22 protein-coding genes are annotated in these 24,105 nt (G+C 69.9%); 16 read left to right on the top strand and 6 right to left on the bottom strand.

Annotated elements, in window-relative coordinates:
* The first annotated feature begins 2 nt into the window (after positions 1–2).
* From GT755_RS35240 to GT755_RS35225, 4 genes are all read left to right on the top strand, one after another.
* Positions 3–1,223 (top strand): substrate-binding domain-containing protein, encoded by a 1,221-nt coding sequence (locus tag GT755_RS35240; protein WP_407929445.1) that lies wholly within the window; start codon positions 3–5, stop codon positions 1,221–1,223.
* Complete coding sequence (locus GT755_RS35235; protein ID WP_161483888.1) at positions 1,224–2,057, top strand: sugar phosphate isomerase/epimerase family protein; 834 nt, start codon at positions 1,224–1,226, stop codon at positions 2,055–2,057.
* A gap of 28 nt (positions 2,058–2,085) precedes the next feature.
* Positions 2,086–5,589: a ThuA domain-containing protein gene (locus tag GT755_RS35230; protein WP_161483887.1), complete on the top strand. Its 3,504-nt coding sequence runs from the start codon at positions 2,086–2,088 to the stop codon at positions 5,587–5,589.
* Positions 5,590–5,801: 212 nt separating this feature from the next.
* Positions 5,802–6,788, top strand: coding sequence for a LacI family DNA-binding transcriptional regulator (locus GT755_RS35225; protein ID WP_161483886.1), 987 nt, complete (start codon positions 5,802–5,804; stop codon positions 6,786–6,788).
* A 4-nt stretch (positions 6,789–6,792) separates the two neighbouring features.
* Here GT755_RS35225 and GT755_RS35220 read toward each other — a convergent pair whose 3' ends face one another.
* Together GT755_RS35220 and GT755_RS35215 are read right to left on the bottom strand one after the other, a co-directional pair.
* A complete protein-coding gene (locus GT755_RS35220; protein ID WP_161483885.1) occupies positions 6,793–7,101 on the bottom strand; it encodes a gamma-glutamylcyclotransferase family protein in 309 nt (102 codons plus the stop codon).
* Positions 7,098–8,003, bottom strand: a complete 906-nt coding sequence (locus tag GT755_RS35215; RefSeq protein WP_161483884.1) for a zinc-binding dehydrogenase — start codon at positions 8,001–8,003, stop codon at positions 7,098–7,100. Before GT755_RS35215 ends, GT755_RS35220 begins: the two co-directional genes overlap by 4 nt.
* Positions 8,004–8,056: 53 nt before the next feature.
* Here GT755_RS35215 and GT755_RS35210 point away from each other — a divergent pair, with 53 nt between their 5' ends.
* The gene (locus tag GT755_RS35210; RefSeq protein ID WP_161483883.1) at positions 8,057–8,446 is read left to right on the top strand and encodes a MerR family transcriptional regulator; all 390 of its coding nucleotides are present in this window, start codon (positions 8,057–8,059) and stop codon (positions 8,444–8,446) included.
* On the opposite strand, the gene GT755_RS35205 is transcribed toward GT755_RS35210, so the two are convergent.
* The 4 genes from GT755_RS35205 to GT755_RS35190 form a co-directional block, all read right to left on the bottom strand.
* On the bottom strand, positions 8,434–8,676 hold the full coding sequence (locus GT755_RS35205) for a type B 50S ribosomal protein L31 (RefSeq protein WP_062339748.1): 243 nt from the start codon (positions 8,674–8,676) through the stop codon (positions 8,434–8,436). The genes GT755_RS35210 and GT755_RS35205 overlap by 13 nt on opposite strands.
* A 3-nt stretch (positions 8,677–8,679) precedes the next feature.
* Positions 8,680–8,844 carry a 50S ribosomal protein L33 gene (gene rpmG / locus GT755_RS35200; protein ID WP_062354197.1) on the bottom strand — a complete coding sequence of 55 codons (165 nt, stop codon included), beginning with the start codon at positions 8,842–8,844 and terminating at the stop codon, positions 8,680–8,682.
* Positions 8,845–8,940: 96 nt separating this feature from the next.
* Positions 8,941–9,270, bottom strand: coding sequence for a hypothetical protein (locus GT755_RS35195; RefSeq protein ID WP_161483882.1), 330 nt, complete (start codon positions 9,268–9,270; stop codon positions 8,941–8,943).
* Positions 9,270–9,785 (bottom strand): hypothetical protein, encoded by a 516-nt coding sequence (locus GT755_RS35190; protein ID WP_161483881.1) that lies wholly within the window; start codon positions 9,783–9,785, stop codon positions 9,270–9,272. Before GT755_RS35190 ends, GT755_RS35195 begins: the two co-directional genes overlap by 1 nt.
* A gap of 130 nt (positions 9,786–9,915) precedes the next feature.
* Here GT755_RS35190 and GT755_RS35185 point away from each other — a divergent pair, with 130 nt between their 5' ends.
* The 11 genes from GT755_RS35185 (at position 9,916) to dpgD (ending at position 24,104) form a co-directional block, all read left to right on the top strand.
* Complete coding sequence (locus tag GT755_RS35185; protein ID WP_161483880.1) at positions 9,916–12,639, top strand: discoidin domain-containing protein; 2,724 nt, start codon at positions 9,916–9,918, stop codon at positions 12,637–12,639.
* Positions 12,640–12,846: 207 nt separating this feature from the next.
* Positions 12,847–13,629, top strand: a complete 783-nt coding sequence (locus GT755_RS35180) for an IclR family transcriptional regulator (protein ID WP_161483879.1) — start codon at positions 12,847–12,849, stop codon at positions 13,627–13,629.
* Positions 13,626–15,014 (top strand): aldehyde dehydrogenase family protein, encoded by a 1,389-nt coding sequence (locus GT755_RS35175; protein ID WP_161483878.1) that lies wholly within the window; start codon positions 13,626–13,628, stop codon positions 15,012–15,014. The genes GT755_RS35180 and GT755_RS35175 overlap by 4 nt, the downstream gene beginning before the upstream one ends.
* Positions 15,011–16,480: a sugar ABC transporter ATP-binding protein gene (locus GT755_RS35170; RefSeq protein WP_161483877.1), complete on the top strand. Its 1,470-nt coding sequence runs from the start codon at positions 15,011–15,013 to the stop codon at positions 16,478–16,480. Before GT755_RS35175 ends, GT755_RS35170 begins: the two co-directional genes overlap by 4 nt.
* The gene (locus GT755_RS35165; protein ID WP_202610900.1) at positions 16,477–17,424 is read left to right on the top strand and encodes an ABC transporter permease; all 948 of its coding nucleotides are present in this window, start codon (positions 16,477–16,479) and stop codon (positions 17,422–17,424) included. The genes GT755_RS35170 and GT755_RS35165 overlap by 4 nt, the downstream gene beginning before the upstream one ends.
* A gap of 18 nt (positions 17,425–17,442) precedes the next feature.
* Complete coding sequence (locus GT755_RS35160; RefSeq protein WP_202610899.1) at positions 17,443–18,426, top strand: substrate-binding domain-containing protein; 984 nt, start codon at positions 17,443–17,445, stop codon at positions 18,424–18,426.
* A gap of 70 nt (positions 18,427–18,496) precedes the next feature.
* A complete protein-coding gene (locus tag GT755_RS35155; protein ID WP_202610898.1) occupies positions 18,497–20,314 on the top strand; it encodes a discoidin domain-containing protein in 1,818 nt (605 codons plus the stop codon).
* Between the two features lie 181 nt (positions 20,315–20,495).
* A complete protein-coding gene (gene dpgA, locus GT755_RS35150) occupies positions 20,496–21,548 on the top strand; it encodes a 3,5-dihydroxyphenylacetyl-CoA synthase DpgA (RefSeq protein ID WP_161483876.1) in 1,053 nt (350 codons plus the stop codon).
* Positions 21,545–22,174, top strand: a complete 630-nt coding sequence (gene dpgB, locus GT755_RS35145) for an enoyl-CoA-hydratase DpgB (RefSeq protein ID WP_328794728.1) — start codon at positions 21,545–21,547, stop codon at positions 22,172–22,174. Before dpgA ends, dpgB begins: the two co-directional genes overlap by 4 nt.
* Entirely contained in the window at positions 22,171–23,316 is a 1,146-nt protein-coding gene (gene dpgC / locus GT755_RS35140) for a (3,5-dihydroxyphenyl)acetyl-CoA 1,2-dioxygenase DpgC (protein WP_328794727.1), read from the top strand. Before dpgB ends, dpgC begins: the two co-directional genes overlap by 4 nt.
* Positions 23,313–24,104: an enoyl-CoA-hydratase DpgD gene (dpgD, locus tag GT755_RS35135; RefSeq protein ID WP_161483875.1), complete on the top strand. Its 792-nt coding sequence runs from the start codon at positions 23,313–23,315 to the stop codon at positions 24,102–24,104. Before dpgC ends, dpgD begins: the two co-directional genes overlap by 4 nt.
* Position 24,105: the final 1 nt, after the last annotated feature.

Genomic DNA, 24,105 nt, shown 5'->3' with positions numbered 1-24,105 from the left:
GAGTGACGTCCATGCGTCGTTTACTGGTGGCGGTCGCCGCCTTGGCACTGGCCGCCGCGGGATGCGCCAGTGACCTGCCGCCGACCGGGGCGAGCGCCCAGCCGAGCGCCGCGCCCGCCACGTCGGCCGCGGCCTCCGAGGCGGCCTCCGCCGGGACCGGCGAGCAGTCGGACTTCTTCGTCCAGGCCGACTACGACGCCCAGCTCGCGATGCGGACGCAGACGGCCGAGGGGCCGGGCGACAAGCCGTGGGAGCAGGCGATCGCGCCGCAGATGGTCGACACGGCCAAGTACAAGAAGGACGGCCCGTACCACCTGTGCTTCTCCAACGCCGCGGTCAACAACCCGTGGCGACAGGTCGGCTGGACGACCATGCAGGAGGAGGTCGCGCTGCACAAGGAGATCAAGGAGTTCACCGCTCTCGACGCCGAGGGCAAGGACGACAAGCAGATCTCCGACATCGCCGAGCTCCAGTCCAAGGGCTGCGACGCGCTGATCATCTCCCCGAACACCACCGCGACGCTGACCCCGGCCGTCTCGGGCGCCTGCCCCGAGGTCCCGGTCATCGTCTTCGACCGCGGCGTCGAGACCGACTGCCCGGTCACCTTCATCAAGCCCATCGGCGGGTACGCCTTCGGCGCCGACGGCGCCGAGTTCCTGATCGAGAAGGTGCCGGCCGGCGGCAAGATCCTGGCCCTGCGCATCCTCCCGGGCGTCGACGTGCTGGAGACCCGGTGGTCGGCCGCCAAGGTCGCCTTCGACAAGTCCCAGCTCCAGGTGATCGGCGTCGAGTTCACCGACGGCGACGCCGCCAAGACCAAGAGCATCGTGTCCGACTACATCGCCCGGCACGGCAAGATCGACGGCGTCTGGATGGACGCGGGCGCGACCGCCGTGGCCGCCATCGAGGCGTTCGAGGACGCCGGGGTGCCCGTTCCCGCCTTCGTCGGCGAGGACCAGCAGGACTTCCTGCAGAAGTGGAAGGACGGCAACCTGACCGCCGTCGCCCCCACCTACCCGACCTACCAGTGGCGCACCCCGATCATCGCGGCGCTGAAGATCCTCAAGGGCGAGGAGGTGCCGAAGATGTGGAACCTGCCGCAGCCGAAGATCACCCAGGAGAACCTCGGCACCTACCTGCAGCCCAACATGCCGCTGCTGCACTACGCGCTGTGCGGCTGCGAGTCCATGCCCGGCTTCCCCGGGAAGTGGGGCGGGAAGTAGATGCTCCCCATCGGCGTCAACACCTGGGTCTGGGTGTCGCCGCTGACCGACGGCGACCTGGCGGCGCTCGCGCCCCGGGTCGCCGGCTGGGGGTTCGACGTGCTCGAACTCCCCGTCGAGAACCCCGGCGACTGGGATCCCGGGCGGGCCGCCGACGTGCTGGCCGAGCACGGCCTGCGGGCGTCGGTGGCGCTGGTGATGCCGCCGGGCCGTGAGCTCGTGGACGCCTCGGCCGACGTGGTCCGCCGGACCCAGGACTACCTGCGGCACGTCGTCGACGTCGCCGTCCGCGTCGGCGCCCCGGCGATCGGCGGGCCCGCGTACGCCTCCGTCGGCCGGACCTGGTTGTTGTCCGCCGAGGAGCGGCGGGCGGCGTACCGGCAGCTCCGGGAGAACCTGGCGCCGGTCGTCGACTACGCCGCCGAACGCGGCGTGCGGGTCGGGGTCGAGGCGCTGAACCGGTACGAGACCAGCCTGGTCAACACCGTCGAGCAGGTCCTTGAGGCCATCCCGGAGAACTGCGGGATCATGCTCGACTCGTACCACATGAACATCGAGGAGAAGAGTCCCGCCGAGGCCGTGCGCCTCGCCGGTGAGAGGGTCGCGCACATCCAGGTGTGCGGGACGGACAGGGGGGCGCCCGGAGACGACCACTTCGACTGGAAATCCTTCATCGACGCGGTGCACGAGATCGGCTATTCAGGGCCGCTCGTGATCGAGTCCTTCACCGCGGAGAACCGCACGATAGCCACGGCCGCCTCCATCTGGCGGCCCCTCGCCCGGAGCCAGGACGCCCTGGCAACCGACGGGCTCGCGTTCCTCCGGGCTCTCTGACACATCCCGCACCCTCCCAGGGAGCGCCATGCGCAGGTACTTCATCGCATTGATGACCCCGCTGTTGATTCTGTTAGCGCTACCAGCCCCGGCTGCGGCGGCGCCCGTCTTCCGGGCGCTGCTGTTCACCGAGACGGCCGGCTACGTGCACGACTCGATCTCCGCGGGCGTCACGATGGTCAACAACATGGCGGCCGCGAACAACTTCGAGGTCGTCCAGAGCAACAACTCCAGCTCCTTCACCACGTCCAACCTGGCCACCTTCGACGTGATCATCATGCTGCAGAACTCCGGCATGGTCTGGGACAACGACTCCCAGCGCCAGGCCCTGCAGAGCTACGTCGAGGGCGGCGGCGGCATCGTCGCCATCCACAACGCCACCGACATGGGGATCGAGGCGACGTTCCCGTACTGGGACAACCTCATCCAGGCGGGCGCGCACATGCCGGCCCACTCCGCGATCGTCCAGGGCACCGCGAAGGTGGCCGACGACGTTCATCCGTCCACGTCCGGGTTGCCTGACCGCTGGACGCGGACCGAGGAGTGGTACAACTTCGACCGCAGCATCCGCGGCGACGCCCACATCCTGGTGACGGCCGACGAGACGACCTACTCCCCCGGCGGCAACGCCATGGGGCACGACCACCCGATCTCGTGGTGCCGTGAGGTCGGCACGGCCAAGGTCTGGGCGACGGCGATGGGGCACACCGCCTCGACGTACAGCGAGCCCTACTTCCAGCAGCACGTGCTGGGCGGGATCCGCTGGGCCGGCGGCGAACTGCCCGGCGGCTGCGGCGGCACCGTCTGGAACCGGTTCCAGAAGGTGACCCTCGACTCGGCGCCCAACCAGCCGATGCAGCTCGACATCGCGCCCGACAAGACGGTGTTCTACGTCAGCCGGGCCGGCCAGCTCAAGACGATCAACCCGGCCAACGGCCAGATCTCGACCGCGCACACCCTCAACGTCTACACCGGCGGCGAGGACGGCCTGGTCGGCCTGGCACTGGATCCGGCGTTCGCCACGAACCGCTATCTCTATCTCTACTATTCGCCGTCCGGCAGCCAGTCGATCGTGCGGGTGTCGCGGTTCACGTACACCGCCTCGGCCGCGCCCAGCGCCCTGAGCGACGAGCGCGTCCTGCTCACCATCCCGGCCGAGCGCATCGACGAGCCGGGCCACACGGGCGGCTACCTGACGTTCGGCCCGAACGGCAACCTGTACATCGGCGTCGGCGACGACGTGAACCCGAACGCCTCGTCCGGCTACGCGCCGATCGACGAGCGCTCGGGCCGCGCCCACTTCGACGCCCAGCGCACCGCGGCCAACACCAACGACCTGCGGGGCAAGATCCTGCGCATCCACCCGGAGGCCAACGGCACGTACACGATCCCGAGCGGGAACATGTTCGCGCCGGGCACCGCGCAGACCCGGCCCGAGATCTACGCCATGGGCTTCCGCAACCCGTTCCGGTTCGCGGTGAACAAGGAGAACGGCTGGATCTCGATGGCCGACTACGGCCCCGACGCGGGTTCGGCCAACTCCAGCCGAGGCCCGGCCGGCACGGTCGAGTACAACCTGATCAAGTCGCCCGGCTTCTACGGCTGGCCCTACTGCACCGGCAACAACACCCCGTACAACGACTTCAACTTCGCGACCAACACGTCGGGACCGCTGTTCAACTGCTCGTCGCCGACCAACACCTCGCCCAACAACACGGGTCTCCAGACGCTGCCGGCCGCGCGGGCGGCGAACGTCTGGTACACCTACAGCGGCGCGGCCCAGTGGCCCGAGATGGGCAACAGCGGCGGCGCGGCCCCGATGGGCGGCCCGTTCTACCACTTCGACCCGAACAACACCTCGGAGACGAAGTTCCCGCAGTACTTCGACGACACCCCGTTCTTCTACGAGTGGAGCCGGAACTTCATCGCCGAGATGCGTCTCGACAACTCCGGCAACCTGCTGAAGATCAACCGGTTCCTGTCGTCGATGCAGTTCCGCTCCCCGATGGACATGAAGTTCGGCCCCGACGGGTCGCTCTACATGATCGACTGGGGTACCGGCTTCGGCGGCGCCAACACCGACGACGGCGTCTACCGCATCGACTACATCAACGGCTCCCGGGCCCCGATCGCCAGGGCGTCGGGCACGCCGACCTCCGGTCAGGCGCCGTTGACGGTGCAGTTCTCGTCGGCGGGCTCGGCCGACCCCGACGGTGACGCCATCACGTACGCGTGGGACTTCACCGACAACGGCTCGGTCGACTCGACGTCGGCCAACCCGAGCTTCACCTACACCTCCAACGGCAACTACACCGCGCGCCTGACCGTCAGGGACGCCGGCGGCAAGACCGGCACCGCCACCGTGCCGGTCGTCGTGGGCAACACGGCGCCGACCCTCCAGTTCTCGGCACCGCCGAACGGCGGCGCGTTCAACTTCGGGGACACGATCTCCTACACGATCACCGGCAGCGACCCCGAGGACGGGGCGATCGACTGTTCGCGCGTGCAGGTCATCGTCGCCCTCGGACACGACACGCACAGCCACGACGTCGAGCAGCGCACCGGCTGCTCGGCCACGATCACGACCGGGCAGTCGGGCCACGAGCCGACCCAGAACGTGTTCTACGTCCTGTCGGCGACGTACACCGACAGCGGCGGCCTCACCAAGGGCGCCGAGCTGATCCTCCAGCCCAAGCAGAAGCAGGCCGAGCACTTCACGAACTCCTCCGGGGTCCGGGTCGTCGCGCAGGCCGCGGCGGAGAACGGCAACCGGGTCGGCGACATCTCCAACAACGACTGGATCGCGTTCACGCCCATGGCGACCCAGGGGGTGACCGGCATCTCCTACCGGTTGTCCTCCATCTCCACGGGCGGCTCGATCGAGCTGCGGGCGGGCTCGGCGACCGGCACCCTGCTCGCGACGACGTCGGTGCCCTCGACGGGAGGCTGGGACAACTACGTCTCGACGCCCGTCACCAGCGTGACAGGGGTGAGCGGCAGCCAGACGTTCTACCTGGTGTTCAAGCACCCGACGGCCAACCAGTTCGACCTCGACTCCTTCACCCTCCAGGGTCAGGGCGTCGGCGGCGGGACGTCGACGACCGGACCGGTGGCGAACGGCGTCTACCAGATCGTCAACGTCGGTTCCGGCAAGGCCGTGGACATCGAGGGCCAGTCGACGGCCGACGGCGCCAGGGCCGTGCAGTGGACGATCGGCACCGGGACCAACCAGCGGTTCCGGTTCGTGGACGCGGGCAGCGGGGCCTTCCGGCTCCAGGCGACGCACTCCAGCAAGTGCCTGGACGTGTCGGGCGCGTCGACCGCGGCGGGCGCGCTCGTGGTCCAGTGGGCCTGCCACACGAACCCGAACCAGTCGTACCGGTTCACGGCGCAGGGGTCGAACTGGCGGATCCAGGCGGGGCACAGCAACCTGTGCCTGGAAGTGCCTGACACCGCCAACCTGACCCAGCTCCGCCAGAACACCTGTTCCTCGGCCGGCAGCCAGCAGTGGTCGCTGACCCGGATCAGCTAGCCTGACCGACCGGCCCCCGGAGATCGTCCGGGGGCCGGTTCCGGGTGACACCCCGGCGCAGGGCGCGGATCGCCAGCACTGAAAAACGTTTCAACCTATACGGGACGGCAGAGGGCGTTACCGCGCCGTCAATAGCAGGTTTCCCCGCCGTTTCGCCCCAACGGAACACCTCACGTTGCCCCCTGGGACTTATTACGTTTTAATCGACGTCCATGAGCGACGTGGGCATCAAGGATGTCGCCGCGCGAGCCGGAGTGTCGCCGGGCACCGTGTCCAACGTGCTCAACCGACCCGAGAAGGTGTCGCCCGCGACCCGCGAGAAGGTCGAGGCGGCCGTCCGGGAGCTGGGGTTCGTGCGCCACGGGTCGGCCTCCACGCTGCGCGCCGGGCACAGCAAGACCATCGGCCTGTCGGTGATCGACATCGGCAACCCGTTCTTCACCGACGTCACGGCCGGTGTGGAGGAGGTGGCCAGCGATCTCGGCTACGCCGTCATCCTCAGCAACTCGGCCGGGTGCCGCGCCAAGGAGGAGCGCAACCTGCTCGTGCTGGCCGAGCAGCGGGTGCGCGGGGTGCTGATCACCCCGTCCGACGAAGACCCGGCGCGGCTCGACCGGCTGCGCGAGCGGGGCATCAGCGTCGTCCTCGTCGACCATCCGGCCCACCGCCCCGACCAGTGCTCGGTCGCGGTCAACGACATCGGCGGGGGCATGACGGCGGTGCGCCACCTCCTGGAGACGGGCGCGAAGTCGATCGTGTACGTCACGGGCCCCCTCACCATCCGCCAGTGCCTCGACCGCAGGGCGGGCGCCGAACGGGCCTTCGGCCGTCCGCTGCGTGTCGTCGAGATGGGCGCGATGAACCCCCGCGCCGGCCAGCAGGCCGCCGAGAAGCTGCTCGGCGAGGGCGACCTGCCCGACGCCGTCTTCTGCGCCAACGATCTGCTCGCCCTCGGCCTGATGCGCGGCCTCACCCACGCGGGCGTCCGGGTGCCCGACGACGTCGCCCTGATGGGCTACGACGACATCGACTTCGCGGCCGCCTCGGCGGTGTCGCTGACCTCGGTCCGCCAGCCCACCCACCAGCTGGGCCGGGTGGCGACCGAACTGCTGCTCGACGAGTGCGACAACCCGGCCACCCACGCCCACCAGCAGATCATGTTCCAGCCCGAACTGGTCGTGCGCGAGTCGACCCGGTGATCCGTCAGACCGACTCGCTGGAGAGGTAGACCCAGGCGGTGAGCCCCGACTTGAGGGTGCGCAGCCGGCGGGCGTACTCGACGCCCTCGTAGGCGTCGGCGGCGGCCAGCTCCGCGGGGCTGAGCTGGTAGATCAGGCCCAGCACCTCGTCACCGGGCGAGCGCTGGACGATGGGGAACGTGCCGCCGGGGATCGTGATCGTGGTCAGGCGATGGTTCGGGAGGGCGTCGGGGCGACCTTCCAGGCGGCGGCCGAACTGGGCGAGCTGGACCCGTTCGAGCTGGAGGGTGCCGTACGAGAAGAGAAAGATCACCCGCCCAGTGTGCCAGTGAGCAGGGTCTTGCCGAAGACGAGCCTGGCCTCCATGGCGGCGTGCGCCGACGCGGCCTCGGCCAGCGGGAACGTCTGCCCGACGGCCGGCCGGAGCGTGCCCTCGGCGGTCAGCCGCAACGCCTCGGTGAGGTGGCGGACCCGGTCGTCCGCGGAGAGCTGCGCCACCTCGATGCCGGTCGCGGCGACGTCCGGCCGGTCGACCGTGGTGAACGCCCCACCGGCCGCGCCGTGCGCCGAGAACCTGCCGCCGGGGTTGACCAGGGGGACGGCGCGGGCGCCGAGCGCGCCCCCGACGTTGTCCAGCACGACGTCCGCCCGGGGCCATTCCGGGTCGGCGGCGTCGACCAGCACGTCGGCGCCGAACTCCTCGACCCTCGCCAGTTTGGCCGCCCGCGCGACCGCGATCACCTTGGCGCCGCGAGCCCGCGCGAGCTGGATCTCCAGCACTCCGAGTCCGCCACTGGCTCCCACGACGAGCACCGTGTCCGACGGCCCGATCCTCGCCGCCTCGAACAGGGCCAGTGCCGTCGTCGCGTCGTGCAGCAGGGCGGCGGCGGCCTGGAGGGAGACCCCGCCGGGCACCTCCACGACCGAGGTGGCCACGGCCTTGGAGGCGTAACCGCCGTAGCCGTTCGTGTACCCGGCCACCCTCCGCCCGTCGGGGTCCCACCCGGCGACTCCCCCACCGGGGACGTACGGCGGCCGGATCGGCCAGAAGTCCCGCCCCAGCCCCGACCGGACGACGGTCTCCAGTAGCAGGGTGTCGGAGGCCTCGACCTCCACCAGGGTCTGGCCGTCACCCGGGGCCGGATCGGGGGTCTCCACGAGTTCCAGCACGTCAGGACCGCCGAACCTGGTCACCATGACCGCATGTGTCGTCATGTCCGGCAGACTAGGAGTTCAACATTTGTTGAAGTCAAGCCCGGGAGGCCCGCATGACGCTGACGGTGGGAGAGCTGGCCCGCGAGAGCGGCGTGGCCCCTTCGGCGGTCCGTTTCTACGAGACCCACGGCCTCCTCACGGCCGAACGGACCGCGGGCAACCAGCGGCGGTTCCAGAAGTCCGACGTCTGCCGGACCAAGGTCGTCCGCGTCGCCCAGCGCGTCGGCCTGTCGGTGGCGGAGATCAAAGAGGTCCTGGACGACCTGCCCCCGGACCCGTCGCCCGACGACTGGCGGCGCCTGGCCGAAAGCCTCGTGGCCGAGGCCCACCGCCGCATCCGCCACCTCCAGCAGGTCCTCGGCGAGATCACCGGCGGCGGGAGACTGTGCGAAACGGAAGAGCCGGCCGCCATGGGCGGCCGGCTCGGAAATCACTTGGCGTAGCGGCGGCGGAAGCGCTCGACGCGCCCGGCCGAGTCCACCACGCGGCTCTTGCCCGTGTAGAACGGGTGGCTGGCGGAGCTGACGTCGACGTCGACGACCGGGTAGGTCTGACCGTCCTCCCACTCCACCGTCTTGTTCGACCGCACCGTCGACCTGGTCAGGATCGCGAAGCCCGCGCTCGGGTCGCGGAAGACCACGGGACGGTACTCGGGGTGGATGCCCTTCTTCATGCGCTATCGCTCCTCTCGGAAGGTCACGTGCTGCCGGACGACGGGGTCGTACTTGCGCAACTCCATCCGGTCTGGGTCGTTGCGACGGTTCTTCCTGGTCACATAGGTCACACCGGTACCTGCGGTGGACCGGAGCCGGACCAGCGGGCGGAGGTCACTTCGCTTCACGGGATCGAAAACCGTTTTCAAAGCTGGGATATTCCCACGGGATCGAGAACCGGCGCAGCGCCTGCCGATCCATGCTCTCGGCAAGCCCGGACGCCACTAGTCCCCTTCCAGGTGCAGTTCGAGGTCGGCTTCGGCGGCGCAGCGCTCGGCCAGCGCCCTGACCTGCTCGACCGCGTTCCGCGCCGGGTCGTCGCGGACCAGCGTCGACGTCTCGGTCAGTTCGGCGAGAAACTGGGACATCTCTCCCGAGGTCAGGACCAGCGATCCGTAGGGGTCCACGCGCCGCAACATCGGCAGGCGGCTCTCGCGGCAGACGGTCGCGAACACGTCCCGCACGTCGGGGAAGGAATCGGCCACCTCCAGACGGCGTCCCTTCGGACTGGTCCCCTTCCGGATGACGCGCACGACGATCACGTCCACACCCATCAGACCCCTCCCACCGGCCCGCCACGGCGGCCTATGCCTGACGGCCAGAACTGGAATCGCCATTCCTCGAAGTGGCGCCACGCCAGTTCGAAGGCGTCGTCGTCCTCGGGGTCGAAATCGTCGCCGAGAACGGGGCCCGGCAATGGGATGCGATACGCACGCATCAGCCAGGAGCGTTCCGGCGCACCGAGGTCGAGCAACGGCCCGGCAGTGCCCCGGGAATTGGTCGGCCGTACCTTGCCAGAACTGCTGAAGAGTTCGACGGTGCGGTTCTCTCCGCTGACGGGAGGCTCCGCGTCCCACAGTTCGAGCGCGAATTCGGCCTTGTGCCAATATGTCCGGCTGCGCGCGGCCGCCATGTTCGGAGTGGCGGCCAGCCAGTCGCCGTCTTCGTCGGTGCGCTCGAAGAGATCCCACGGATCCAGCGCGTCCGGCCGATCGGAGAGTCCGTCGAGGTCGAGGATCGAGAACGACCCGTAGTCGATCCAGAGAACGCCTGAGACTCGCCTGATCACGACGTCTCACCCTAACCGACGTTATGAAGTCGTTGCTTTCGGCGCTCTTTGAAACCTCCAGGTAACAATCTACGGTGCGGGATAACGTTATCCCATCTCGCCGTCCGGGCTACCACGGAAAGGCACCTCCATGATCAGAACGCGTGGCTTAGCCATGGCCTCCGCGCTCGCCCTGCTCGCCGGCCTGACCACGGCGACGTCCGCGCAGGCCGCCACCCCCACCCCCGACCAGCAGTGGAGCGCCGTCCAGTCGCTGGTCGGGGCGGTCAAGGGGCGCTGGACCAACCAGGCCTACGCCGGGTCGGTGACCGACACCATGCCGGACACCGCGCTCCTCGGGAACGGGGACGTCGGGGTCGTCTCGGGCGGCGGTGAGGGGTTCAAGACGTTCCGGATCGCCAAGGGCGACTTCTGGACGGCCAGCGCCAACCGCTCGCTCGTCGCCCTCGGATCGGTCTCGATCAACCCGGTCGGCAGCGCCGGGTCGCCGAACCTGGCGCTCGGGTCGACGGCGACGGCGTCCAGTTCGCACTCGTCGTTCCCGCCCTCCCGCGCTGTCAACGGGGCCTGGGGGGCCGGGTACGAGGGGTGGGTCTCCAACATCGGCAAGCCGCAGACGATCACCCTCGACCTCGGGTCGGCGAAGACCTTCACGCGGTACCTGCTCCGTCACGACGCCGCCGCCCGGCCCGCCGAGACGGCCAACACCACCAAGGACTGGACGCTCCAGACCAGCACCGACAACGCGACCTGGACGACCCGCGACACCGTCACCAACAACACCGCCGCCACGACCGACCGGACCATCGGGAGCGTCACCGCCCGGTACGTGCGGCTGGCCATCAGCGAGCCCACCCAGGGCACGACCTCCGACAGCCTCACCAACCCCCGGGCGCGCATCGGCCAGTTCGAGCTCTACAACGGGACCGGCGGCGGAGGCGGCGGCACCTCGTTCCTGGAGGAGCAGAACATCCTCAAGGGCGACGTCGACACCACGATGAGCCTCGGCGGTGCGCCCGTCACGATGCGGACGTGGGTCGGCGCGACCGACAACCTGGTCGTCACCCGCATCCAGGCCGCCGCCGCCACGACCGTCCGGGTCTCGAACACGACCCAGATCCAGAACGGGCGGTCGGGCTTCACCAGCACGTCGGGCACGTCGGGCGGCACGATCTGGGCCGCCCGGCAGACCTCCTCGGGTCTGTGGACGTCCCGCGCGGCGCTCGCCACCCGGGTGATCGGCGGCACCCAGTCGGTCGCGAACAACCAGATCACCGTCTCGATCCCGGCCGGCGGCGTGGTCGACGTCGTCACGGGCGTCGCGGGCGGCGGCACGAGCACGAGCGACCCGGCCCCGGCGGCGCGGAGCCTCGCCGACGCCCAGTCGGCGGCGAGTCTCGACACGCAGTACAACGCCCACCTCGAATGGTGGAAGCAGTACTGGCTGAAGTCCTACGTCGACCTCGACGACGACGTGCTGGAGCGCTACTACTACGCCGCCCAGTACTTCATCGGCTCCTCCAGCCGCGCCGGGAAGACCGCGCCGGGCCTGTTCGGCATCTGGGCCACGACGGACTATCCGTTGTGGGGCGGGGACATGCACCTCAACTACAACTGGATCGCCAACTTCTACGGCGTCTACTCCTCCAACCGCCCCGAGCTGGCCCTGCCGGTGTTCGACCTGGTCAGCGCCTACCTGCCGGAGGCCCGCCGCCGGGCGACCCAGGACCTGCGCCGGGTCAACACGGGCTACGTGAACGGCCGCTTCCCAAGCGGCGGCGTGCCGTCGGGCGTGCTGTTCCCGGTCGGCATCGCGCCCAACGGCTCCACCGCCGACGACAACTACCACCAGCAGGTCGGCAACAGCCTGTTCACCGCGACCCAGTACGTCGCCTACTGGCAGTACACCCGCGACCAGACGTGGCTCTCGCAGCGCGGCTACCCCTTCATGAAGGAGGTCGTCACGTTCTTCCAGCACTGGCTGCAGCTGGAGAACAACCGGTTCAACCTCTACTCCGGCCCGCACGAGGGCACCTGGGCACGCAACTCCAGCGCCGACCTCGGCATGCTGAGGACGTTGCTGGCCACCACGATCGACGCCAGCACCCGGCTGAACGTCGACTCGGGTCTGCGCGCCACCTGGCAGGACATGCTGAACCGGCTCGCGCCGATCCCGCGGACGACCTACAACGGCGTGCAGGTGTTCGCCCTGGGCGACCCGGGCACCCTCAGCGACGGCCGGGCCATCCGTCCCGGCGACAACACCGTCAACCTGGAGTTCGTGCACCCGGGTGAGGCGCTCGGCATCAACGGTCCGGCGGCCGACCGCCAGGTGGCGATCCAGACGCTCGACGCGATGAACTCCTGGGGCCAGGACAACTCCTTCCCCAAGGTCTTCACCCAGGCGGCCCGGGTGGGCTACCCGGCGCAGTCGCTCATCGACCGGCTGAAGACGCAGATCACCAACCGGTCGGCGGCCAACCTGCGAGTCACCGACCCGCACCACGGCCTGGAGAAGTCGGGCGCCGTCGAGGCGATCAACAGCATGCTGCTGCAGAGCGACCTCGGGATCCTGCGCGTCTTCCCGGTCTGGCCGTCGGGCAAGAACGGCTCGTTCGTGAAGTTGCGGGCCAAGGACGGCTTCGTCGTCTCGTCCGCGCGCAGCGGCGGGCAGGCGGCCTACGTCGACGTCACCAGCACGGTGGGGGCGCAGCTGCGGCTGCAGAACCCGTGGCCGGGGCGCGGCGTGACCGTCGTCCGGGTCGGCGGCGGCTCGGTGACGCCGTCGTTGAGCAACGATGTCATCACTTTCTCCACCGTTGCGGGGGCGACGTACTCGATCACACCTAACTAGATCACCAGGAAGGCCGGTCACCACGTGTGGCCGGCCTTTTGTGTGCGCAAGAACGACAAACTAATACGCAACTTCCCGACTGTCTTGAACCAGAAATCCCCCATACACGACAAAAGCCCCAAACAACAGGGGGTTGACAGGATTTAAGGGCAATGCAACTCTCGCAAGCATGTTACAAGAATATGAAAATAGATTCGAGTAACTCGAATGCAGAGTGGTCGTAAATCAGCAAGCGTCGACAAGGCATTCGAGCTGGTGCACGCCGTCTCCGACGCCGGGCGCGACGGGATCACCCTGGGCGCGCTCGCGAGCCGCGCCGGGATCGCCGTCAGCACCGCCCACCGGTACGTGACGTCCCTGCTCGAACTCGGAGTGCTCGACCGTGACCCGGCCGGGTCCTACCGGCTCGGGGTCACCCTGATCGTGCTGGCCGGGCAGTACCTCGACGAGGACGGCCTGCGCGCCGCCGCCCGGCCCTACCTGGCCGAGCTGGTGGAGCTGAGCGGGGAGACCGTGCACCTCGGGGTCCTGGTCGGCGAGCAGATCGTGTACGTCGACAAGGTCGAGAGCGCCAAGTCCATCCGCCTGGTGTCGCACATCGGGAAGCGGGCGCCGCTCCACTGCACCGCCATGGGCAAGGCAATGCTCGCCCTGCTCGATCCCACCCGTCGCGACGAGATCCTCTCGGGGCCTCTCGACGTGCGTACGCCGAAGACCCTCACCGGGAACGCCCTGCTCGCCGAGCTGGGCGTGGTGCGGGACCAGGGCTTCGCGATCGACGACGAGGAGAACGAGGAAGGGGTGCGCTGCGTCGGCCTGGCGATCATGAACGCCTCCGGCGAGCCGGTCGGCGCGTTCAGCGTGTCGGCCCCGGCCGCGCGGTTCAGCCGCGACGACTGCCACCGCCTCGCCCCCAAGGCCCGCGCGATGGCCGCCGACATCAGCAAACGCATCGGCGGGCGAACCCCCTATCGAAGGAGCAGCAGATGAGCATTGTGGTGCGGAACCCGGGGACCGGTGAGCCTCTCGGCGAGGTGCCCGACCTGGACGCCGACGCGGTCGTGGCCGCCATCGCGGACGCGCAGAAGGGGCAGCGCGCGATGGCGGCCATGCCCGGCCACGAACGGGCGGCCCTGTTACGCCGGGTGGCCGACCTGATCGAGGGCGAGGCCGAGTCGCTGGCGAGCCTGCTGGCGAGCGAGAACGGCAAGCCCCTGATGCAGTGCCGGGGTGAGGTCGAGGCCGCGGTCCGCATCTGGCGCGGCTACTCCGCCGAGGCGACCCGGTTGTTCGGCCGGCAGACGCCGATGGACGCGGTGCCGGGCATGGAGCGCCACCTCGCGGTGACGATCCGCGAGCCGCTGGGTGTGGTGGCCGCGCTGGTGCCGTTCAACTACCCGGTCGAGTTGTACTCCCACAAGGCCGCCGCCGCGCTGGCCGCCGGGAACGCGGTGATCGTGCAGCCGCCGGCCAAGTGCCCGCTCGCGCTGGTCCGGGTCGCCGAGCTGGTCGACGAGGCGGGCGCGCCCGAGTTCGCCCACCAGGTCGTCACCGGCGGCGTCGCGGTCTCGACCACGCTGGCCGAGGCCCCGGGCGTCGCCGCGATCTCGCTCACCGGCAGCACCAACGCCGGCCGGGCGATCGCCAGACTCGCCTCCGGCACCCTGAAGAAGGTCTTCCTCGAACTCGGCGGCAACGACGCGATGATCGTCTGCGACGACGCCGACGTCGAGGCCGCCGCCACCGCCGTCACCCTCGGGCGGCTGGCCCGCGGCAACGGCCAGATCTGCTGCGCGGTCAAGCGGGTGTACGTCCAGGACGGCGTCCACGACGCCTTCGTCGCGGAGCTGTCGGCCCAGGCGGCCAAGCTGGTCGTGGGCGACCAGATGGACGACGGCACCGACGTCGGGCCGCTGATCACCGAGCAGGCCGCCGAAGAGGTCGAGAATGCCGTCGGGCGGCTGGTCGGCGAGGGCGCGCGGCTGGTCGTCGGCGGTGGCCGCCGGGGCTCGTTCGTCGACCCGGTGGTGCTCGTCGACGTGCCGGTCGAGAGCCCGACCTTCGCCGAGGAGATCTTCGGGCCGGTCGCGCCGATCGCCCGGTTCTCCGACCCGCGCGAGGCCGCGGCGCTGGTCTCCGACTCCCCCTACGGGCTGCACGCCTCGGTGTTCACCCGCGACGTCTCGCGCGCGTTCACCCTGGCCAAGCTGCTCGACGTCGGTGGCGTGATCGTCAACGGGTCGACCGCGATCCGGGCCGAGAACCTGCCGTTCGGCGGCACCAAGGACACCGGCGGCTACCGCGAGGGCCTGCACGAGACCGTGCTCGACTTCACCCGGCAGAAGACCGTGCTGGTCATGGAGGCCTTCGGATGAGCCTTTCGCTCCGGAACGTCCGGAAGAGCTACGGCGACGTGGAGGTGCTCCACGGCGTCGACCTCGTCGGGCGCGACGGCGAGGTCCTCGCCGTCGTCGGGGCCAACGGCGCGGGCAAGTCGACGCTGATCCGGATCTTCTCCGGCGCGCACGAGATGTCGTCCGGCGAGATGCGCATCGACGACGAGCCGGTGCACCTGCGCTCGCCGCACGACGCCCACGAGCGCGGCATTCGCACGGTCTACCAGGAGTTGTCGATCGTGCCCGGCCTGTCGGTCACCGAGAACCTGCTGATGGGCCGGTTCCCGAGGCGCAGGAGCGGCCTCATCGACTGGCCGGCCGCGCACCGCAAGGCCAAGGAACTGCTCGACGCCGCCGGTTTCGGCGCCATCGAGCCGCGCACCGTCGCCGGCCGCCTCACGGTGGCCCGCCAGCAGATGGTGGAGATCGCCAAGGCGCTGGCCGGGGAGGTGCGGGTGCTGGTCCTGGACGAGCCCTCGGCGGTCCTGGCCGGCAGCGACCTGGACGCGCTGTTCGACCTGATCCGCCGGTTGAAGGCGCGCGGGGTCCTCGTCGTGTACGTCTCCCACCGCCTCGCCGAGGTCATGGAGCTGGCCGACTCGATCGTCGTCATCAAGGACGGCGTGATCATCGAGACGACCGAGCCGTCCCGCACGTCGGAGGACGAGCTGATCCGGCTCATGGCCGGACGCCGGCTCGAACAGATCTATCCCGACCGGCGTGACGAACCGGGAGAAACCCGTCTGAAGGTCGATTCGCTCTCGCGGCAGGGCGAGTTCTCGGACGTCTCCTTCGAACTGCGCGCCGGCGAGATCGTCGGCCTCTTCGGCCTGGTCGGCTCCGGGCGCAGTGAGATGGCCCGGTGCGTCTTCGGGGCCGAACCGCCCACGTCGGGCAGCGGGGCGTTCCGCTCCCCCGCCGACGCGATCTCGCACGGACTCGCCCTCGTCACCGAGGACCGGAAACGCACCGGTCTCGTGGGCGGGATGACCGTGCTCGACAACATCGCCCTGGCGACCATGCGGGCCACCACCAGGGGGCCGCTGATCGACATGCCGGGGCGCAGGGAAAGGGTCGCCGGGATGATCGACCGGCTCAGCATCCAGCCCGCCCGGTGCGCCACCATGCCGGTGGCCGCGCTCAGCGGCGGCAACCAGCAGAAGGCCGTGCTCGCCAAGTGGCTGCTGGCCGAACCGCGGGTGCTCATCCTCGACGAACCGACCCGGGGCGTCGACATGGCCACCCGGGTCGACATCTACCGGATGATCGACGCGCTGGCCCGCGAGGGCCTGGCCGTGCTGCTCATCTCCTCCGACCTGACCGAGGTGCTCGGCGCCACCGACCGCGTGCTCGTCATGCGCGAGGGCCGGCTCGCCGGTGAGCTGCGGTCCGAGGGGACCACCGAGGACGAGGTGCTCGCGCACGCGATCGGAGTGGCCGCGTGAGCGTGAACGCCCTGCCCAAGATCTCCCGCGACCTGCTCGTCACGGCGGCCTTCGGCCTGCTCATCGTGGTGATGGTCGTGGTGGCCGCGGTGACGACCGAGTCGTTCCTCACCCAGGCCAACCTGACGAACCTGCTCAAGCAGATGGTCACCATCGGCCTGCTGGCCTACGGGATGCTGGTCGTCATCCTCACCGGCGGCATCGACCTGTCGGTCGGGTCGGTGGTGGCGTTCTCCGGCATCCTGACCGCCGGGATGGTGTCGAGCCTGCCGATCCCGGCCGCGATGGCCGTCGGCGTCGTGTCCGGCATCGGCTTCGGGCTGGTCAACGGCGTGCTGGTGGCCCGGTTCGGGCTGGCGCCCTTCGTGGTGACGCTGGCGTCGTTGACCACCATCCGGGGTCTGGCGTTCGTCTACTCCGAGGTGCCGATCGCGCCGGAGGACCCGGCGTTCTTCACGCTCGGGTCGGCCATGGCCGGCCCGATCCCGGTCTCCACGCTCATCATGTTCGCCGTCTTCCTCGTCGGCGGAGTCTTCCTCACCCGCACCCCGGCCGGGCGGTCGATCATCGCGATCGGCGGCAACGCCGAGACGGTGCGCCTGGCCGGCATCAACGTGCGCCGGCACGTCGTGCTGGCGTACACGATCTCCGGCCTGTGCGCCGGTCTGGCCGGGGTGATCCTGGCCAGCCGGGTCGGCATCGCCCAGCCGAGCGTGGGCGTGGCGTTCGAGCTCGACGCCATCGCCGCCTGCGTCATCGGCGGCGCCAGCCTCGCCGGCGGCAAGGGCTCCGTCCGCGCCACGTTCGGTGGCGTGCTCGTCCTGGTCCTGATCAACAACCTGCTCAACCTGTACGGCGTGCAGAGCTTCTGGCAGCAGGTCCTCAAGGGGTTGATCATCATCGCCGTCATCCTCGCCCAGCGCACCAACCGGGTGCGCGCGTAACCCCCCAGGAGAAACACCGTGATTTCCAAGAGAATCCTGGCCGGCGCCGGCCTCTGCCTTGCGATGCTGACCGCCTGCTCCTCGGGTTCGGAGGAACCGACGACCGGCGCCGCCGCGTCGGGCGACGGCGGCTACACGATCGGCGTCGCCAACTTCATGCTGAGCGGCCCCTACTTCAGCGGCATGGACAAGGCGATCGCCGCCCAGGCCCAGAAGAAGGGCAACGTCGAGATCATCAGCACCGACGCCAACGGCGACGCCGCCAAGCTCGCCAGCAACGTCGAGGACCTGCTGACCAAGAACGTCGACGCCGTCATCATCTCCGGCGGCCCGCTGGAGTCGGCCCCCGCCGTGCTGAACAGCATCAAGGCGGCCGGCAAGCCCGTCGTCCTGGTCGACCGCAAGTTCCAGACCGGCGAGTACACGAGCTGGATCGGCCCCGACAACGAGGCCATCGGCCGCCAGAACGGCGAGTACCTGTCGACCGCGCTGCCCGACGGCGGCAAGGTCGCCATCATCAAGGGCGGCCCGGCCGACAACAGCATCGGCCTGGCCCGCACCAACGGCGTCAAGTCGGTCCTGTCGGCCAACTCCAAGTTCACGCTGGTCGAGGCGCCCGACTTCGGCAACTGGGGCTCCGACGGCGGCCTGACCGTCATGGAGAGCCTGCTCGCCACCAACAAGGACATCAAGGCGGTGTTCTGCGAGAACGACGCCATGTGCCTGGGCGCCCAGCGCGCCATCGCGGACGCCGGCCTGTCGGACGGCATCATCATCGCCGGCGTCGACGGCCAGGCCGAGGCGCTGAAGGCCATCCTCGACGGCACCAACTACAAGGTGACCGGCCTGAACGACGCCGACATCATCGGCGCCAAGGGCCTGGACCGCGCGGTGGAGATCCTCGGCGGCGCGGCCAACGTCGAGAAGGACACGGTCGTGCCCTCCCCGATGGTCACCAAGGACAACGCCGCCCAGTTCCAGAACCCGGACGGCAGCTTCTAGACCTCCTCCTTTCACCCGCCGGGGTGGCGGGCGGCGACGCCACCCCTTTCTCACCCAGAGAGGTTGCGCATTGCGTACACGAAGAGGCACAGCCGCACGCCGAGCGGCGCTGGCGCTGCTGCTGACCAGCTCGGCGCTGACCCTGACGAGCACGCCCGCCCAGGCCGACGACCCGACCCGGCCTGGCTGGACGCTGCTCTACAACGAGAACTTCGCCAACCCGATCAACACCGGCAACGCGCCGTGGGTGCGCGACGACTACTCCCAGCCGTTCGACACGATCATGGACGACCCGGGCCAGTGGTACCGCAACGACTACGGCCCGGCCTGGACGACCGCGCTGAACTCCTTCAACACGTACCGGAAGGAGTTCCCGATCGGGCAGAACGGCTGGCTGACCGCCTCTCTGTCGGCCCGTGACTGGAACAAGGACGGCAACATCGAGTCGCCGCCGAGCCTGACGACCCAGACGCTCGGCAGCGAGAAGGTCGCCGTGATGAACGTGCCCGACCACACGGGCGGCGTCATCCTGCGGCCGTCCCAGAAGCTCCCCGACTACTACCGCATCGAGTACAAGCTCAAGACGCTCGACTTCGGCGGGAAGCGGAACGGGTCGATCGAGTACAACGGCCGCACCAACGGCTACAGCAACACCGGCTGCAAGACGCAGCACCCGTGGGGCGAGGGCCAGAACTCGCCCGGCTGGTCGGGCAACGCCTCGGCCCCCTACTGCGAATGGCAGGACGTCCGGCGCGGCACCTACGGCTACAACGGCTTCCACTTCCTGTCGATCGTCGACTTCGCCAACCCGGCCCCGCGCAACAACCACTTCTGGCACTACCGCCGCAAGGTGTTGATGGACGCCTTCTCCCAGCACCCTGACCGTGTGGGGAGCGGCACCGGCGGCCGGGTCTGCAACGCCGCGACCAACACCTACTACAACTACCGCGACGGCAACTTCAACACCGTCAACATGTGGATCAGCGGGATGCCGAACTGGAACCCCGGCCCCGGCGGCCTGGCCGGCAACTCGCAGTGGTTCATGACCCCCTGCTCGGGCGGCGTCGCCGAGCAGCAGCTCTCGTCAGCGGCCGAACTCCAGCCGGAGCTGATGCCGAACGAGTTCTACACCTTCGCCATCGAACGCGACCAGACCGGTTACGTCCTGGAGGTGACCGGCAACTTCGCCCGTTCGGGCCAGCGCACCATCCGCATGCACCGCCCGTTCGTCGTCAACAACAACCCGATCTGGCACTACAACGTGAAGGCCAGTGAGTACAACGGGCAGTTCAACGGCAACCTGGTGCAGAACGACGACAACGGCTCGACCACCTGGTCCAACCAGTGGCCGGCCGGTTCCGCCTACCCCGACTACTTCGTGATCGGCGACCTCTACACCAACGTGTACGAGGGCAGCGCCTCGCTGACGGACGTCCGGCTGTACGTGCCACAGACCACCGGCACCCCGAACCTGGCGCTGAACAAGACCGCCACCGCCGACTCGTCGTGCGCCGCGAACGAGGGCCCGGCCAAGGCCGTGAACGGCTCGGTGTCCGGCGGCAACACCGACAAGTGGTGCTCGCTCGGATCGAGCAAGTGGATCCGGGTCGACCTGGGCTCGAACCAGAGCGTGGGCAAGATCGTGCTGAAGCACTCCGGGGCCGGAGGCGAGCAGGCGGTCTGGAACACCCGCGACTTCGACGTCCAGGTGAGCACGAACGGGACGACGTGGACCAACGTGGCCCAGCCGCGCGGGAACACGGCGAACATCACCACGCACACCTTCACGCCGCGCGATGTTCGGTATATCCGGGTGAACGTGCTGGCGCCGACGAGTAACTCCGACACGGCGGCCCGCATCTACGAACTGGAGGCGTACGCGAGCTGACGCCCGCCTCGCGAGGGGCCGGTTTCCCAGCGGAAACCGGCCCCTTTTCCGCGTTTGGACGGCGTTGCCGCCGCCGAATTCACCGGGTTACTTTGCTGTGGCTCCGATAAGAAAGGAAAAAGGTGTCCACAGCGAAACGACTGATAAGAAGTAAGCCCCGAATGTGGGGGTGGACGTTCCGATGACGGTGACGGAAGCGAGGATCGCGGGCGTCGGCACCGCCGTCACGCCCGAGTCCTACGGGCAGGCCGAACTCCTGGACATCCTGCGGATCGACGACCCGAAGGCCCGCTCGGTCTTCCTCAACAGCGCCATCGACCGCCGGCACCTCACGCTGCCGCCCGCCGACGAGACCGGCGCGCGCCTCCCCGAGTCGCAGGGCGACCTGCTCGACAAGCACAAACGGCTGGCCGTCCAGATGGGCGCCGAGGCGCTGGAGGCGTGCCTGAAGAACGCCGGCGCCGGCCTGGGCGATCTGGGCCACCTCTGCTGCGTGACGTCGACCGGCTTCCTGACCCCGGGGCTGAGCGCGCTGCTCATCCGCGAGCTGGGCATCGACCGCCACTGCGGCCGGACCGACATCGTCGGCATGGGCTGCAACGCCGGGCTCAACGCGCTGAACGTCGTGGCCGGCTGGGCGTCGGCCCACCCGGGACGGCTCGCCGTCGTGCTGTGCGCGGAGGCGTGCTCGGCGGCGTACGCGATCGACGGGACGATGCGGACCGCCGTGGTGAACAGCCTGTTCGGCGACGGCGCGGCGGCCGTGGCGCTGGTCGCCGGGGAGTCCGTGCCGGGGCCGCGGGTGATCGACTTCGCCAGCTGCGTCATCACCGACGCCGTCGACGCCATGCGCTACGACTGGGACCGCGACCTGGGCCGGTTCAGCTTCTACCTCGACCCGCAGATCCCCTATGTGGTCGGCGCCCACGCCGAGCCCGCCGTCGACCGGCTGCTGCGCGCCAACGGGCTGCGCCGCGACCAGATCTCCCACTGGCTGGTCCACTCGGGCGGCAAGAAGGTGATCGACGCCGTCTCGGTGAATCTCGGGCTGACCCGCCACGACGTCCGGCACACGACCGGCGTGCTGCGCGACTTCGGCAACGTGTCGAGCGCTTCTTTTCTTTTCTCCTATGAACGCCTCACGCAGGAGGACGTCACCTTTCCCGGCGATTACGGCGTGCTCATGACGATGGGCCCGGGGTCCACGATAGAAACGGCGCTGGTGCAATGGTGAACACAATTGAATTGACCCTGGAAATAGACGGGACGGCGCCGATGTCGGCCTCCGTCGTCGAGACGGTGACCGCGTTCTGCGACCGCGTCCACGACCACGGAGGGCCCGGCGTCGCCCGGTTCGCCCTGTCGGGCACGCCCGGCGAGGGCTGGAGCCGCGAGGTGTCGGTCGGGCTGGTGACGAAGTGGGAGCGCACGGTGCGCCGCCTGGAGCAGCTCCCCGTGACGACCGTCGCGCTGGTCTCCGGCGACTGCGGCGGCACCGCCCTCGACGTGCTGCTCACCGCCGACGTGAGGGTCGCGGCGCCGGGCACGCGGCTGATCCTGCCGATGGCCGGTGGGGCGACGTGGCCGGGCATGACCCTCTATCGGCTGGTGCAGCAGGCGGGGGCAGGGGCGATCCGCCGGGCGGTGCTGCTCGGCGCCCCGATCGACGCCGACCGGGCGGTGGCCGCCCGGCTCCTCGACGAGGTGACCGACGACCCGGCGCCCGTCGTGGCCGGAGACCGGGAACTGGCCGTCCGGCGGCTGCTGCTGTCGGAGGCCGCGACGACGAGCTTCGAGGAGGCGCTGGGCGCCCACCTCGCCGCCTGCGACCGCGCGCTGCGCAAGGCGGCGGTCTCGTGACCACCCTGGCGCGGGCCGCCGCGCGGGTCACCGGCCGCGACGAGCGCGGCCGGTTCATGGCCGAGCACGCCACCCACGTCTACGACGAGCTGACCGGCGGCCGGTCGCGCCGCCTGCGCCTGCGCGAGCTGGTCGACGCGGCCCGGCAGGTCTTCCCCACGCTCGTCCCGCCCGAGGAGCGCGGCGTGCCGCAGGCCGCCAAGGAGGGGCGCGAGATCGACGAGGGCGTCTTCCTGCGGGGCATCCTCGACTGCCCCTTCGCGGGCTCTCACCTGCTCGACACCATGCGCCGCCCGACCGAGCGCGCGCTGGCGCTGCTGCCGGAGTTCACCCGGACCGGCCTGGTCGAGATGGAGTCGGTCGTCCTGGAGCGCCGCGATGGGGTGGCCCGGCTGACCATGGTCCGCGACGGCTGTCTCAACGCCGAGGACGAACGCCAGGTCGACGACATGGAGACCGCCGTCGACCTGGCGCTGCTCGACCCGGGCGTCACGATGGGCCTGCTGCGCGGGGGGGTGATGACCCATCCGCGGTACAAGGGCAGGCGGGTGTTCAGCGCCGGGATCAACCTCAAGAAGCTGCACGCCGGGGAGATCACCCTGGTGGGCTTCCTGCTGCGGCGCGAGCTCGGCTACATCGCCAAGCTGGTGCGCGGCCTGAGCGGCGACGGCGGCCGCCCGGCCGAGAAGCCGTGGACGGCCGCCGTCGACACCTTCGCGATCGGCGGCGGCGCCCAGCTGCTGCTCGTCTTCGACCAGGTCCTGGCCGCCTCCGACTCCTACGTCAGCCTGCCCGCCGCCCGCGAGGGCATCATCCCCGGGGCCGCCAACCTGCGGCTGACCAGGGCCACCGGCGCACGGCTGGCCCGCCAGCTCATCCTCCAGGGACGCCGGGTCTGGGCGACCGAACCCGACGCGCGGGCGTTCGTCGACGAGGTCGTGGAGCCCGAACGGCTCGACGACGCGATCGAGGCCGCGCTGGGGCGGCTCGACGGGGAGGCGGTCGTCGCGAACCGGCGCATGCTCCACCTCGCCGAGGAGCCCGAGGACGTGTTCCGCCGCTACATGGCCGAGTTCGCCCTCCAGCAGGCGCTCCGGATGCACGGACCGGACGTCCTGGAGAAGGTGCGCCGGTTCGCATGAGCCGGGTCCGCTACGAGAAGGCCGGCCACGTCGCCCGCGTCACGCTCGACCGTCCCGAGGTCCTGAACGCCATGGACTCCCGCACCCACGAGGAGCTCGCCGCGATCTGGGACGACGTCGAGGCCGACGACGCGGTCCGGGTGGCCGTCCTCGGCGGGGCCGGCGACCGGGCGTTCTGTGTCGGGCAGGACCTGCGCGAACGGGCCCGCCTCAACGAGACGGGCGCGCCCGCGACGACGTTCGGCAGCCGTGGTCAGCCGGGCTGGCCCCGGCTGACCGAGCGCTTCACCCTGACCAAACCGGTGGTCGCCCGCGTGCACGGCTACGTGCTCGGCGGCGGCTTCGAACTCGCGCTGGCCTGCGATCTGATCGTCGCGGCCGACGACGCGGTGTTCGCCCTGCCGGAGGCCCGCCTCGGCCTGGTGCCGGGCGCCGGCGGGGCGTTCCGGCTGGCCAGGCAGCTCCCGCTGAAGGTCGCCATGGGCCACCTGCTGACCGGCCGCCGCATGGACGCCGCCACGGCTCTCCGGCACGGGCTGGTCAACGAGGTGGTGCCCCGTTCGCAGCTCGACCGGTGTGTCGACGAGTGGGTCTCCGACCTGCTCAGGAGCGCGCCGCTGTCGGTCCGGGCGATCAAGGAGAGCGTGCTGCGCTCGCTCGACCTGCCGCTGGAGGAGGCGTTCACCACCACGTACACGTGGGAGGAGCGCCGCCGGGCCGGCAGCGACGCGGCCGAGGGGGTGCGGGCGTTCGCCGAGAAGCGGGAGCCCAGATGGTCAGGCGATTGAA

It is taken from the genome of Herbidospora solisilvae, from assembly GCF_009901565.1.
Classification (GTDB): Bacteria; Actinomycetota; Actinomycetes; order Streptosporangiales; family Streptosporangiaceae; genus Herbidospora; species Herbidospora solisilvae.
This window is presented reverse-complemented; position numbering and strand designations above follow the sequence as displayed.

Excerpts from the sequence above, each read along its gene's own strand:
- GT755_RS35235 (WP_161483888.1), top strand. The coding sequence starts at position 1,224 with ATGCTCCCCATCGGCGTCAACACCTGGGTCTGGGTGTCGCCGCTGACC.
- GT755_RS35230 (WP_161483887.1), top strand. The coding sequence starts at position 2,086 with ATGCGCAGGTACTTCATCGCATTGATGACCCCGCTGTTGATTCTGTTA.
- GT755_RS35225 (WP_161483886.1), top strand. The coding sequence starts at position 5,802 with ATGAGCGACGTGGGCATCAAGGATGTCGCCGCGCGAGCCGGAGTGTCG.
- GT755_RS35215 (WP_161483884.1), bottom strand. The coding sequence starts at position 8,003 with ATGACGACACATGCGGTCATGGTGACCAGGTTCGGCGGTCCTGACGTG.
- GT755_RS35210 (WP_161483883.1), top strand. The coding sequence starts at position 8,057 with ATGACGCTGACGGTGGGAGAGCTGGCCCGCGAGAGCGGCGTGGCCCCT.
- GT755_RS35205 (WP_062339748.1), bottom strand. The coding sequence starts at position 8,676 with ATGAAGAAGGGCATCCACCCCGAGTACCGTCCCGTGGTCTTCCGCGAC.
- GT755_RS35195 (WP_161483882.1), bottom strand. The coding sequence starts at position 9,270 with ATGGGTGTGGACGTGATCGTCGTGCGCGTCATCCGGAAGGGGACCAGT.
- GT755_RS35185 (WP_161483880.1), top strand. The coding sequence starts at position 9,916 with ATGATCAGAACGCGTGGCTTAGCCATGGCCTCCGCGCTCGCCCTGCTC.
- GT755_RS35180 (WP_161483879.1), top strand. The coding sequence starts at position 12,847 with ATGCAGAGTGGTCGTAAATCAGCAAGCGTCGACAAGGCATTCGAGCTG.
- GT755_RS35175 (WP_161483878.1), top strand. The coding sequence starts at position 13,626 with ATGAGCATTGTGGTGCGGAACCCGGGGACCGGTGAGCCTCTCGGCGAG.
- GT755_RS35170 (WP_161483877.1), top strand. The coding sequence starts at position 15,011 with ATGAGCCTTTCGCTCCGGAACGTCCGGAAGAGCTACGGCGACGTGGAG.
- dpgA (WP_161483876.1), top strand. The coding sequence starts at position 20,496 with ATGACGGTGACGGAAGCGAGGATCGCGGGCGTCGGCACCGCCGTCACG.
- dpgD (WP_161483875.1), top strand. The coding sequence starts at position 23,313 with ATGAGCCGGGTCCGCTACGAGAAGGCCGGCCACGTCGCCCGCGTCACG.